This window comes from Rhizobium sp. 9140, assembly GCF_900067135.1.
GTDB lineage: Bacteria > Pseudomonadota > Alphaproteobacteria > Rhizobiales > Rhizobiaceae > Ferranicluibacter.
Genome location: NZ_FJUR01000006.1, coordinates 49617 through 62865, shown reverse-complemented (window position 1 = coordinate 62865; position 13249 = coordinate 49617). Strand labels below are relative to the sequence as shown.

Genomic DNA, 13249 nt, shown 5'->3' with positions numbered 1-13249 from the left:
ACCACACAAAGTGAGGAAGAACCCGATTAACTGCAAAGCGACAGCACCGGAGCAGAGTATGCGCGCTCCGCCGGTTGCATTGATCGAGAGGCGGTGGGAGTGCGCTAATTTACGGGGTCTGTTGCGCCGTGTTGATGGAGGAGACGAAGCGGCGGGTCCGCTCCTGCTCTGCAGCGCTGAAGATGCGTTCGCCAGGGCCCTGTTCGACGATTTTGCCGGCCTCAAGGAAGACCACATCGCTTGCCACCCTCGACGCAAGCCTCAGATCATGAGTTGCAATGATCATGGTCGTCCCTTCAGCCGCAAGTCTGCTCAGCACCTCAACCACTTCGGTCGCGAGTTCTGGGTCGAGAGCGGAGGTCGGCTCGTCGCAGAGAAGTACGCGCGGAGACATGGCGAGAGCGCGGGCGATCGCCACGCGCTGCTGCTGGCCGCCCGAAAGCGTCGCCGGCCAGGCTTTGGCCTTGTGTTCCATATTGACTTTTCCGAGCAGTGCCCGTGCATGGCTGGTCGCCTTCTCGCGCGGCCATTTCAGCACCGTCAGCAAGCCCTCCATCACGTTCTCCAGTGCCGTGCGGTGCGGGAACAGCTGGAAATTCTGGAAGACCATGCCCGTCTGGCGGCGGATTTTCTGGATTGCCTCCCAACCGGGCCTGCCGCCGGGGCTAAATTCCACCGTCGCATCGCCGAGACGGATCGTGCCGGAGTTTGGGATCTCCAGGAGGTTGATGCAACGGAGCAGCGTGCTCTTGCCACCGCCGGAAGGGCCGACCAGCGCTGTCACCCGACCTTCAGCCACTTGAAGGCTGACCTCATCGAGCACAATGGTGTCGCCAAAGCTCTTTGAGATGTGGGAAAGTTCGATCATCGGTTTGCCTCCAGCGTGCCGCCATAGCGGGAGAAGCGGCGCTCCAGCCTGATCTGCAGGTTGGAGAGGACGGAACTCAATGCGAGGTAGATCAGGGCCGCCTCGATATAGAGGATCAGCGGCTCGTAGGTCGTGGCGACGATGCGTTGGGCCGACTGGAAAAGTTCGGGGACGGTGATGGCGGCCGCAAGCGACGTATCCTTGACGAGCGAAATGAAGGTATTGGACAGGGCGGTACCGCGACGCGCGTCGCCTGCGGAAGGATGGTGCGCCGCATGGCCTGTCGCCACGTCATGCCGATCGAATAAGCCGCTTCCCACTGTCCCTTTGGGACTGAGGAGATCACAGCGCGAATGATTTCGGACGAGTAAGCACCGACATTCAGCGTAAAGCCGATCAGGGCGGCGGCGAAGGCATCAAGCAGGATGCCGACGCTCGGCAGGCCATAGAAGATCACGAAAAGCTGGACGAGGAGCGGCGTGCCGCGAAAGACCCAAACGTAGAAGCGGGCGATCGTCTCCAGCGGTTTCGGGGCGAAAAGACGCGTCACGGCAGTGATGAGCCCGAGCGCGAGGCCGAAGGCGAAGGACAGGATGGTCAGCGGAACGGTGAACCGGATGGCGGCCCACAGGAGCGTCGGCAGCGAATCCACCATCAAGTGAAGCCAGTGTGGCAAGCATTAGTCCTCTGCTCTTAAACTCACTTGTTTTCTTACAAAAGAGAAACGCCCGACGACAAGGGCCGGACGGTCTCTTCAACGGGCCATGTACTGACGCGCTAGAGCCGGGAGGAGGTGGCGCTTACTTCGACACGTCCTGCCCAAAATACTTGTCGGAGATGTTTTGGTAGGTGCCGTCTGCCTTGATCGCGTCCAAGGCTTCGTTCACGGCCGCGACCAGTTCGTCATCGCCCTGGCGCAGCAGAATGCCGGAATAACTAGCTTCCTCCTGTTCGGCCACGATCTTCACTGGCGCATCCGGCTTCTGCTTCTTGAAGTCGAGGAAGGACAGGCTGTCGTTCAACGTGGCATCAGCGCGGCCGGTGAGCACCAATTGGATCGACTGATCGAAGCCGTCGGTGCCAACAAGTTCGGCACCGGCCTCCTCGGCCATCTTGCCGTAATTGCTGGTGAGGGATTGGGCTGCCTTCTTACCCTTCAGATCGGCGAAACCCTTGATCTCCTCGTTGTTATCACGGACAATCAGGACCGCCTTGGAGGCGATATAGGGCTCGGAGAAGGCATATTTCTGCTGGCGGGCTTCCGTGATGCCGACCTGGTTGATAACAGCGTCGTAGCGGTCGGCATCGAGACCAGCGATCAGCCCGTCCCACTTGCCCTCGACAAACTCGGATTTGACGCCGAGCCTTTCTGCGACCGCCTCGCCGATCTCCACGTCGAAGCCAACGAGCTTGCCGGAAGCATCATGGAAGGTGAAGGGGGCATAGGTGCCTTCCGTGCCAATGCGGATTACGCCAGCGGTTTTGATCTTGTCGAGATTTTCGCCGGCGAGCGCCGGGAGCGCGACGGCAGCCTGCACGACAACGGCGGCGGCAAGGAGCGTGGCGGAGGGCTTAGAGAGGTTCATTGTCGATGTCCTTTCAGAATCTGATGCCCCTTAATCGCAGAAAATAGAACGATTGGGAGGAAAGGAAACTGCTCGAGTAGGCGGCAGAGGCGAATATTTTGCTCTGTGTGCGCGGAGCGACTGGGGGTTAGAACGGGAGCGGACGATTACCTCTCCTGCCACGCGGAATGCTGGGCCTCGACCAGCATCAGCAATGTCCTGACAGTCCCCGACTGGCATGGCAGATGGTAAGTTGCAGTAGCTCCTGAGAGGGCCTATCAGATACATCCCTCGTGGCGAGGAACAACGTCCCCGTGAGGGGCGGCGGTCAGCGCGCCGTGTAGTATCGCATAGCTCCGGCTGTGTTCACCACTCCTGATCACTCATCCACGGCGTCAAGTGGTCGTCCCCCGCGGACTAGATGTCGCCGTCACCATGGTTTGCATGGCTAGAGCCTTGGCAGTGCGATGAAAAACTGGTTGTGCTGGTTCTCAGAGGTCTCGCGGCAGGTCCCAACGGCGCAGAGGGTCCGCGGTCCAACCAAAGCGGCTTAGTCCTACGCTGTCACGCCGCGACCGATTCCCTTGAAATCAGTCCTTCGAGTTGTTCGGCACTCATCGGTTTGCCGACCAAGTAGCCTTGCAATTGATCGCAGCCGGCCACTCCGAGAGCTTTTGCCTGCTTCTCCGTCTCGATACCTTCGGCGGTCACAGGTATGTTGAGCGCGGCTGCCAGCGCGATGGTCGCGCTTAGGATGCCAGAACCTCTTCCCGGATCATCTACGCCCCAAACCAGCGATCGATCGAGCTTCATTCGGTCGAAACCAAACTGCCTCAGCGCTCCGATGCTGGCGAACCCGCAGCCGAAGTCATCAAGCGCGAACTGGATGCCGGCGGCCTTTAGTGCGTTGATTGCCCGTCGAGCCTGGTCCGGGTTAGAGATCAGGACGCCTTCGGTGATCTCGAACGTCAGCCGGCGCGGGTCGAAGCTCTCCGTCTCCAGAAGGGCGATCACGTCCTCAACAAAATTGGGGTTGCAAAGCTGTATCGGAGATATGTTCACCGACAGAGCAAGATTGCTCCAGTTCCGAGCCGCTCGGATCGACGTCCCAAGCATCTTCATACCCAGCTCATCGATCAAGCCAGATCGCTCGGCCAGCGGAATGAAAACGTCGGGCGGGACGAAGCCCGCTTCTGTCTGCCACCTTGCCAGAGCCTCCACGCCACAGATCCTGTTTGTAGCTGCCGACACGAGCGGCTGGAACACCGGCTTGATCGCGTTTTGCGCCAGCGCCTGACGCGGCATCGTAAAGTTAACTTCAGCGAAGCAAAAGCGTGACGCCCGCCACGTGCACTGCTCATGCGCGAGCGATCTTCGCCCATAGGTTCATCGCCGCTTTGCGCAGTTCGCGATGATGGCTGGAGGGAATGTCGTGGCGCGGGATGTGGAAGAGGTTGGCAATCGGATCATGGATGGAAACGAAGAGTTGCAGATGTCGCTTTGACTTGAAGCGCTTCATGATCCGCTCTCGCTGTCGGATCGGCTGGTGGGAATTCTCCGCCCGATTGTTCAGGCCTTTATGGGAGCGGTGCTCGACACCGGGCATGATTTCCTGCTTTGCGGCGCCATAGGAGCGAAGCTTGTCGGTGATCATCACGCGCGGCGATCGTCCCTGGCCTTTCAAAAGCTTGCGCATCAGGCGCTTGGCCGCCTTGGCGTCGCGGCGGCTTTGCACCAGAACCTCCAGGACAAAACCGTCCTGATCCACGGCGCGCCATAGCCAATGCTTCTTGCCCCGGATCGAAATAACGACCTCATCGAGATGCCATTTATCGCCGAGTCGGCCGCGCGAACGTTGACGGATTTGGTTGGTGAAAGTTCGTCCGAATTTCTCTGCCCACAGCCGGATCGTTTGATGCGAGACAATGATGCCACGAGCGGCCAGCATGTCTTCGACCATCCGCAGGCTCAGGGGAAAACGGAAATAGAGCCACACCGCGTGGGCAATGATTTCAGCGGGAAAGCGGTGGCGACGGTAGAGCGGATCACGGTCTGTCATGCCTCTTCATCGCCTATCAAGCCCCAAGTTCCGTTAACTTTACGATGCCGTTCACCCTGCTGGCCGCGAAATAGCGGAGCGGTCGGCACCCTAAGCTGCCGTTTGACTGCAGGGTAAGGCTCGTGTTTCCATCCGGAATGGATGGCCCGGCCGAATCGGGAGATGAATAGATGAATACGACAGGTCATCCGCGATAGTGGATGGCCTTGTCTTTTGCGCTTCTCACACCTCTGAATTTACTGATAAGGCGCCGTTGATGTGTCGCGACGTAACGGCACCATTGGTTCGCGGGAGATTCTTGAGCACATCAATTTGGCGCGTTATTCGGCCGTTCTGGCCCAGTCATTCAGAAAACCGCCGTGAATCGATCCCAGGATGGCCCTACGGGAAGGAACCTTTCAGCTAGGCTCAGGACCTATTAATTTTGATTGATCTTTGATTCACGGTCTCCAAATGAAGGCCTTGATGGGTGATTTATTTCTGCTAAGGGCGGGCCTGTCACCGCTTGGCCGCTTAACGTGACATCCATCGGAAAGTTCCTGTCGACGCCGCGTCACGTCCTCCCTGCTTTAAGGCCGCGGGACCTGAGTTTTCCTGTTCTTGCGCTTGCCGCGATTTGCGCCCGTCCGGCCATGCCCTTCTCTGGCGCGAGGCAACGGCTGGCCGACGACGCGACGCGCCTTGAGCAAGGGGCAAAGTACCTCTCCGGCCGCAGGGCGGCAGCTCCGGCAACTTTGACCCGCTCCCCACGTTATGGTAGGGCGCAAGGGCGATCCCGGCCATCCATGCGGACGCGGCGATAAACCAAAAGGATCCTCATGACCTCGATCTCTTCCGACCTGTCCCCTTCGATGCCCGCCAGACGCCGATCCCGGGTGCTGCCCTATGTCGTCCTGCTGATCCTGGCAGCCCTGGTCGCGGGGCTGGTATGGTACGCCACCCGCCCCGTCGCCATGCTGGTGCAGGGCGAGGCCGAGGCGCCACGGGTCGATGTCAGCGCCCGCGTGCCCGGGCGCGTGGTCGAACTGGGCGCCGATGTGTCAACGGCGGAGTAAAATCCTGCCACGCGGCGGCGCAAAAGTCGGCCACTTGTGGCGCGCGCATGAGACCGCCGGGAGGGCTTAGGCCCGAGCGGGGGTCTCATGCGCGCGTTGCGATTTTCGAAGGGCGTCAGCCGGCCTTTCGGGCGCGGCTTTGGGCGAGACGATAGCTGTCGCCGTTCATCTCGAGGATGCTGACGTGATGGGTGATGCGGTCGAGCAAAGCGCCGGTCAGGCGCTCGGACCCCAAGGTTTCCGTCCATTCGTCAAAAGGAAGGTTGCTGGTGATCAGGGTCGCGCCTCGCTCGTATCGTTGCGAGATCAGCTCGAACAGCAATTCCGCGCCGGTCTTTGACAGCGGCACGAAGCCCAGTTCATCGATGATCAACAGCTGGTAGGCGGCCATCTGCTTCTGGAACCGGATGAGACGCCGCTCGTCGCGCGCCTCCATCATCTCGCTGACCAGTGCGGCCGCTGTCGTGAACCCAACGGACAGGCCCTTCTGGCAGGCGGCCAGGCCGAGGCCGAGCGCCACATGGGTCTTGCCCGTGCCGCTGGGGCCGAGAGCGATAACGTTCTCCCTGCGCTCGATCCATTCGCAGCGCGCCAGTTCCAGCACCTGCATCCTGTTCAGCTTTGGGATGGCGGCGAAGTCGAAACTGTCGAGGCTTTTGACGACCGGGAACCTGGCCGCCTTGATGCGACGCTCGACCTTGCGACGGTCCCGTTCGATCATCTCCCGCTCGGCAAGCCGGGTGAGGTATCCGACATGATCGACGCCTTCGGTGGCGCACAGCCGGGCCAGCTTCTGGTACTCGCGCTGGAAACTCGGCAGCTTCAGGGTTTTGAGATAATGGGTGAGAAGGATCTCGGGTGCTTGGGTGTTCATGCGACTTCTCCCGCATCCGACGACAGGAGACGCATATACGCCTTCGCCGATGTCGTCTCGACCGTCGCCCTCGGCAAATACGGGTAGATGGACAGGTCCAGTCTGGGCGGCCGGCGTTCCACCCGGCACAGGATCAGATGCTTGACGGCGTCAAAGCCAATGGCGCCAAGCTGGATCGCCTGCTTCACCGCCGCATGCAGATCGGCGAGTTCGAAGCTCTCCAGCAGGCGGAGGACCTGCACGTACTCACGCCGGCCGTGTTTGGCCATGCGGCCTTCCATCAACCGGCGCAGCGTAGCGAACTCTTGCGGCAAGTCCCAGCCCTGGAGGGGCGCTGCCTGATCCAGCGAATTGATCTTCTGCTCGATCAGCGGCAGGTAATGGACAGGATCGAAGACGACGTCTTCCCGTTCCCAGCACCGAGGATGGCGGGCGATGATCTCGCCACGGCCACCAATGACCACTTCGTTGACATAGCCGCGCACCCACACATCCTGATGGCCATAGGCGACCGGGACGGAATAGTCGTTGGTCTTGTAGCGCACCAGCGACTGCGCCGTCACCTTGGCACTTGCCTGGTCGCAGGCATCAAATGGCGAGGCTGGCAAGGCGCGCATGGCAGCCAGATCGCGCCGCAAGCGCTCGCCGATCGTCTCGCTCTCGCCGCGCAGCCTGTCGCGCTGGCGCTTCCGGCACTGCTCCTCCAGAAAGGTGTTGAACGCCTCCCATGTCGCAAACTGCGGGATCGGTACCATGAAGTTGCGCCGGGCATAGCCGACGAGACCCTCGACGTTCCCCTTGTCGTTGCCCTTGCCGGGACGGCCATAGCGATCCCGGATAAGGTAGTGGGACAGGAAGCCGCTGAACAACGTCGCGCGCTTGCGGGTGCCGTCAGGCAAAATCTTCGCCACCAGGCAACGGTCGTTGTCGTAGACGATCGATTGCGGCACGGCGCCGAAGAAAGCGAACGCATGGACATGGCCATCGACCCAGGCCTCGGCCACTGCCGCCGGATAGGCCCGCACGTAGCAGCCGTCGCTGTGCGGAAGGTCGAGCACGAAGAAATGCGCCTTCTGCTCGACACCGCCGATGACCACCATCGCCTCACCGAAATCGGCCTGCGCATGGCCGGGCGGATGCGACAGCGGCACGAACACTTCCTGGCGGCGCTGATCCCGCTCGCGCATGTAATCCTTGATGATCGTATAGCCGCCAGTGAACCCGCATTCGTCTCGAAGCCGGTCAAACACCCGCTTGGCCGTATGGCGCTGCTTGCGCGGCACTTGTCTGTCTTCGTCCAGCCAGTGATCGATCGTCGAGACAAACGCATCCAGCTTGGGCCGCCGGATCGGTGATTGTCGCTGATAGCCAGGTGGCGTCGAATAGGACAGCATCTTGGAAACGCTGTCGCGCGATATGTTGAAATGCTTTGCAGCCTGACGCCGGCTCATGCCTTCCGAGCAAGCCAGTCGAACCTTCAGATATAATTCCACGGTATAGATCCCCAGGCCCTCCTGCGCTCATTGCAGAAGAGAAATAGGTGGCCGACTTTTACGCCGCCCGAAGCGGGACAATCCCGCCGCTACCGTGGTCTAATTTTGCACCGCCGCTCTCAGATTGACCAAATCAACAACTTTGCCAGCCGGTGTGGCTATTGCATTCGGCGTTGAGAAGCGCATAGTGCGTACTCCAGCAGCCACTTTACGGGCGCTGTTGGCGGGGGTTGCGAGACCCCAGCCCCAACCTGAAGGAGGACCACGATGTCTTCCGCATGTTCAGCACCACACCTACCATCCAAAGACCTCCTGGCAAGGACCACAGCGATCTTCTACGCGTGGGCACCAGTGCTATCGATTGGGTTCATTCTATACATAGTGCTTCGCGATCTGCTCTAGGTGGAGGCCGCGCAGGAAAACACCTACAGGGGTCTAATGATGCGGACTTTCTCGAAACGGGTGCGGTTCTTGAACCCATTTCTGCTCCCGGGCATGGTTCAACCTCACCCGCCTGGTGAATTCGAGGTTCTAGTCGAGGAAGAACCCCTCGACGTAATGTGGGAAGCCTATCACAGGACACTCACCTTCATGGTGACTTCACAAGGGCTTACTGAAGCATACAGGCTCAACGAGGAGTCCCTCGATGCACTCATAAGTGCAGATAGGGCAATCCCCGCGAATCCTAATTCGCCCGCGCCGGGACATTGAACGCGCCGCCGCCTGCCAAACCCATTGTTGCGTGTAGCTCTGATGCGACCTAACGCGAGACTCAGAATCCAACGTCGGCACGCCCCCTGTATCAAACGCTCGCCAGCAGCATGTTTTAACTGGAGGACATCAAATGTCGCAGCCACGTTATAAGCTTGGAGATGTCGTTGCTTTGAGGAGCAGCCCATTTCGCCGACTGACGCAAACGGTCGACGGTCGGGTTAGCTCTGTCCGGCTGGATAACCAGCGAAATGCAGAATACCGCGTGCGCCTGGCGGGAGAGGTTTTTGAGCGGTATGTGACCGACGCTGAGATCGACCACGCGGCATCTCAAGCCTGCCATCTTGACTTGGCTGAGGCTGTGAACCGCGAACTGCCGGTCGCGGGACCATCGCCCTCCTCACTCAGCACGCCCAAGCCTCGGAAATGACGCTTTGCCTTGACGCGTAAACCTCGCGACCACAGAGGACGACCAAATGCGTTATCTGCTTTTCCCGCTGACGGTCTTGGCGACGCCAGCCATATCGGAAGTTCTCACCCCAAGTGACCCTTACCTGGCTGACGCCGCCATCCTTACTCTTTATCTCGACCAAGACGGCAAACGTCGCTGGGTAGTTGTCGGTGTCTCGAACAGGACAGAGCGACCTTTCGATGCCAATTACTCCTGTGTGATTAGGCATGGAATAAGGACCCCGCAAATGGGGTGATCGGCGTCCAAATGGGACCCCCATCTGCGATGGGGTTACAACAGCCTCCGGTTTCATCGGAGGCTTTTTATTTGGATGCTTGTTGTGGAGACAATTCTGAAGATACGTCGGCTTTCCCGTGTGCAGGGCAAGTCGATCAAGGCGATCTGCCGGGAGCTTGGCATATCGCGGAAAGTGGTGCGGCAGGTTCTGCGCAGCGATGAGACGGAGTTCAAATACGAGCGGACCCGTCAACCTCAGCCAAAGCTCGGCCCCTGGCGCGATCATCTTGATGGAATGCTGCTCGCCAATGAGGCGAAGGCTTCCCGCGAGCGGCTGACACTGATCCGGATATTCGAGGACTTGCGCGACCTCGGCTACGAGGGCGGTTACGACACAGTTCGCCGCTACGCCCGAACCTGGGCGAAGGAGCGCGGCTCCGTGACGGCGGAAGCCTATGTCCCGCTCTATTATGCGCCGGGCGAGGCCTACCAGTTCGACTGGAGCCACGAGATCGTCGTGCTGAACGGCGTGACGACGACGGTGAAGGTGGCGCATGTCCGGCTCTGCCACAGCCGGATGATGTATGTGAGAGCCTATCCGCGCGAGACGCAGGAGATGGTGTCAACGGCGGAGTAAAATCCTGCCACGCGGCGGCGCAAAAGTCGGCCACTTGTGGCGCGCGCATGAGACCGCCGGGAGGGCTTAGGCCCGAGCGGGGGTCTCATGCGCGCGTTGCGATTTTCGAAGGGCGTCAGCCGGCCTTTCGGGCGCGGCTTTGGGCGAGACGATAGCTGTCGCCGTTCATCTCGAGGATGCTGACGTGATGGGTGATGCGGTCGAGCAAAGCGCCGGTCAGGCGCTCGGACCCCAAGGTTTCCGTCCATTCGTCAAAAGGAAGGTTGCTGGTGATCAGGGTCGCGCCTCGCTCGTATCGTTGCGAGATCAGCTCGAACAGCAATTCCGCGCCGGTCTTTGACAGCGGCACGAAGCCCAGTTCATCGATGATCAACAGCTGGTAGGCGGCCATCTGCTTCTGGAACCGGATGAGACGCCGCTCGTCGCGCGCCTCCATCATCTCGCTGACCAGTGCGGCCGCTGTCGTGAACCCAACGGACAGGCCCTTCTGGCAGGCGGCCAGGCCGAGGCCGAGCGCCACATGGGTCTTGCCCGTGCCGCTGGGGCCGAGAGCGATAACGTTCTCCCTGCGCTCGATCCATTCGCAGCGCGCCAGTTCCAGCACCTGCATCCTGTTCAGCTTTGGGATGGCGGCGAAGTCGAAACTGTCGAGGCTTTTGACGACCGGGAACCTGGCCGCCTTGATGCGACGCTCGACCTTGCGACGGTCCCGTTCGATCATCTCCCGCTCGGCAAGCCGGGTGAGGTATCCGACATGATCGACGCCTTCGGTGGCGCACAGCCGGGCCAGCTTCTGGTACTCGCGCTGGAAACTCGGCAGCTTCAGGGTTTTGAGATAATGGGTGAGAAGGATCTCGGGTGCTTGGGTGTTCATGCGACTTCTCCCGCATCCGACGACAGGAGACGCATATACGCCTTCGCCGATGTCGTCTCGACCGTCGCCCTCGGCAAATACGGGTAGATGGACAGGTCCAGTCTGGGCGGCCGGCGTTCCACCCGGCACAGGATCAGATGCTTGACGGCGTCAAAGCCAATGGCGCCAAGCTGGATCGCCTGCTTCACCGCCGCATGCAGATCGGCGAGTTCGAAGCTCTCCAGCAGGCGGAGGACCTGCACGTACTCACGCCGGCCGTGTTTGGCCATGCGGCCTTCCATCAACCGGCGCAGCGTAGCGAACTCTTGCGGCAAGTCCCAGCCCTGGAGGGGCGCTGCCTGATCCAGCGAATTGATCTTCTGCTCGATCAGCGGCAGGTAATGGACAGGATCGAAGACGACGTCTTCCCGTTCCCAGCACCGAGGATGGCGGGCGATGATCTCGCCACGGCCACCAATGACCACTTCGTTGACATAGCCGCGCACCCACACATCCTGATGGCCATAGGCGACCGGGACGGAATAGTCGTTGGTCTTGTAGCGCACCAGCGACTGCGCCGTCACCTTGGCACTTGCCTGGTCGCAGGCATCAAATGGCGAGGCTGGCAAGGCGCGCATGGCAGCCAGATCGCGCCGCAAGCGCTCGCCGATCGTCTCGCTCTCGCCGCGCAGCCTGTCGCGCTGGCGCTTCCGGCACTGCTCCTCCAGAAAGGTGTTGAACGCCTCCCATGTCGCAAACTGCGGGATCGGTACCATGAAGTTGCGCCGGGCATAGCCGACGAGACCCTCGACGTTCCCCTTGTCGTTGCCCTTGCCGGGACGGCCATAGCGATCCCGGATAAGGTAGTGGGACAGGAAGCCGCTGAACAACGTCGCGCGCTTGCGGGTGCCGTCAGGCAAAATCTTCGCCACCAGGCAACGGTCGTTGTCGTAGACGATCGATTGCGGCACGGCGCCGAAGAAAGCGAACGCATGGACATGGCCATCGACCCAGGCCTCGGCCACTGCCGCCGGATAGGCCCGCACGTAGCAGCCGTCGCTGTGCGGAAGGTCGAGCACGAAGAAATGCGCCTTCTGCTCGACACCGCCGATGACCACCATCGCCTCACCGAAATCGGCCTGCGCATGGCCGGGCGGATGCGACAGCGGCACGAACACTTCCTGGCGGCGCTGATCCCGCTCGCGCATGTAATCCTTGATGATCGTATAGCCGCCAGTGAACCCGCATTCGTCTCGAAGCCGGTCAAACACCCGCTTGGCCGTATGGCGCTGCTTGCGCGGCACTTGTCTGTCTTCGTCCAGCCAGTGATCGATCGTCGAGACAAACGCATCCAGCTTGGGCCGCCGGATCGGTGATTGTCGCTGATAGCCAGGTGGCGTCGAATAGGACAGCATCTTGGAAACGCTGTCGCGCGATATGTTGAAATGCTTTGCAGCCTGACGCCGGCTCATGCCTTCCGAGCAAGCCAGTCGAACCTTCAGATATAATTCCACGGTATAGATCCCCAGGCCCTCCTGCGCTCATTGCAGAAGAGAAATAGGTGGCCGACTTTTACGCCGCCCGAAGCGGGACAATCCCGCCGCTACCGTGGTCTAATTTTGCACCGCCGCTCTCAAGCCAGGGCGCGTGCTGGAGGACAGCGATCTCATTCCAGGCATCCAGGGCAACAATGGCATGGAGAACCGGCGGCAAGTCCTGGGCCCGCGCCAGCACGGCCCGCCACTCCTCCAGCCGCTCGTCCTCATCCCAGTCGACATCGTAGACGAAGGGATCCTTGTCCGGAACGTTCTTGGCGCGACCCGGCTTCTTCGCCTCCTCGATTGCAGCCCCGGACCGGGCAAGAACCGCATCGATCGCGGCAAACGCATCACTAAGACCGCCGGCATCAGGATCTTCGACCTCCCCTACCCAAACCCGAGCGTCGCTCACCTCAAGATTCCCATCTGACACCCCCTCCCCGTCTCCACCCCATGTTGCTGCGGGCCACGCCCGCCCGCGGAGGGAGGCGAGGCCTTGATCAGACAGGGCCCAGGCGGGCGGATGGGCGGCGATGCGACGGCGGGTTTTCAGGATGTCGCGGGCGATGGTGAGTTCGTGGGTGGGGGCGCGGATATCTCGAAGCGCATCATGCAAAACGAGGTCCTCGAGATGGACGAGTTCGCCATCGACCCAGAGTGAGGCATGCGCATCGAGAAAATGTGCGCGCTCGACAAAGCCCTCGCCGACGGGGGAGCGGGCAATGCGTTCGTCGAGACGGCCAAGCGCGACGGCGGCCTCGGAGATCGGCCGGAGCAGGCTCTGGATGGGCAATTTTGCGAGATCGTAAGACATTGAATTTATGGTAAACGATTCGTTACGCGAAAGCTATATGTAGCTTACGGTTCTGTACTTCTTATGAGCGTGCCCGTGGTGGCTCACCACCGAT

General features: G+C 60.7%; 8 protein-coding genes and 4 pseudogenes. 2 read left to right on the top strand and 10 right to left on the bottom strand.

From position 1 onward, the window contains the following. Positions 1-109: 109 nt before the first annotated feature. The 5 genes and pseudogenes from GA0004734_RS25160 to GA0004734_RS25140 all read right to left on the bottom strand — a co-directional run bounded on the left by GA0004734_RS25160 (position 110) and on the right by GA0004734_RS25140 (position 4492). Positions 110-868, bottom strand: a complete 759-nt coding sequence (locus tag GA0004734_RS25160; RefSeq protein WP_092938764.1) for an amino acid ABC transporter ATP-binding protein — start codon at positions 866-868, stop codon at positions 110-112. Then, positions 865-1544 (bottom strand): annotated as a pseudogene (locus GA0004734_RS25155) (amino acid ABC transporter permease). The gene GA0004734_RS25160 and the pseudogene GA0004734_RS25155 overlap by 4 nt, the downstream one beginning before the upstream one ends. Positions 1545-1668: 124 nt before the next feature. Next, positions 1669-2454 (bottom strand): amino acid ABC transporter substrate-binding protein, encoded by a 786-nt coding sequence (locus GA0004734_RS25150; RefSeq protein ID WP_092938762.1) that lies wholly within the window; start codon positions 2452-2454, stop codon positions 1669-1671. 543 nt (positions 2455-2997) lie between these two features. Continuing rightward, positions 2998-3756 (bottom strand): annotated as a pseudogene (locus GA0004734_RS25145) (EAL domain-containing protein); the annotation flags it as partial. A 34-nt stretch (positions 3757-3790) separates the two neighbouring features. Further along, entirely contained in the window at positions 3791-4492 is a 702-nt protein-coding gene (locus tag GA0004734_RS25140; RefSeq protein ID WP_092938758.1) for an IS6 family transposase, read from the bottom strand. 818 nt (positions 4493-5310) lie between these two features. Between GA0004734_RS25140 and GA0004734_RS25135 the strand changes: the two genes are divergently transcribed. Further along, on the top strand, positions 5311-5547 hold the full coding sequence (locus GA0004734_RS25135; protein ID WP_092938756.1) for a hypothetical protein: 237 nt from the start codon (positions 5311-5313) through the stop codon (positions 5545-5547). A gap of 115 nt (positions 5548-5662) precedes the next feature. Here the strand turns inward: GA0004734_RS25135 and istB (GA0004734_RS25130) are convergent, their stop codons facing one another. Then, positions 5663-6421: an IS21-like element helper ATPase IstB gene (gene istB, locus GA0004734_RS25130; RefSeq protein WP_092930036.1), complete on the bottom strand. Its 759-nt coding sequence runs from the start codon at positions 6419-6421 to the stop codon at positions 5663-5665. After that, a complete protein-coding gene (gene istA, locus GA0004734_RS25125) occupies positions 6418-7914 on the bottom strand; it encodes an IS21 family transposase (protein WP_139056207.1) in 1497 nt (498 codons plus the stop codon). The genes istB (GA0004734_RS25130) and istA (GA0004734_RS25125) overlap by 4 nt, the downstream gene beginning before the upstream one ends. Before the next feature lie 1493 nt (positions 7915-9407). Between istA (GA0004734_RS25125) and GA0004734_RS25120 the strand changes: the two are divergent. Next, positions 9408-9935 (top strand): annotated as a pseudogene (locus GA0004734_RS25120) (IS21 family transposase); the annotation flags it as partial. A 130-nt stretch (positions 9936-10065) separates the two neighbouring features. Here the strand turns inward: GA0004734_RS25120 and istB (GA0004734_RS25115) are convergent. The 3 genes and pseudogenes from istB (GA0004734_RS25115) to GA0004734_RS25105 form a co-directional block, all read right to left on the bottom strand. Continuing rightward, a complete protein-coding gene (istB, locus tag GA0004734_RS25115) occupies positions 10066-10824 on the bottom strand; it encodes an IS21-like element helper ATPase IstB (protein WP_092930036.1) in 759 nt (252 codons plus the stop codon). Further along, positions 10821-12317: an IS21 family transposase gene (gene istA, locus GA0004734_RS25110; protein WP_139056207.1), complete on the bottom strand. Its 1497-nt coding sequence runs from the start codon at positions 12315-12317 to the stop codon at positions 10821-10823. The genes istB (GA0004734_RS25115) and istA (GA0004734_RS25110) overlap by 4 nt, the downstream gene beginning before the upstream one ends. A 121-nt stretch (positions 12318-12438) precedes the next feature. After that, positions 12439-13155, bottom strand: a pseudogene (locus GA0004734_RS25105) (RHE_PE00001 family protein); the annotation flags it as partial. Between the last annotated feature and the right edge of the window lie 94 nt (positions 13156-13249).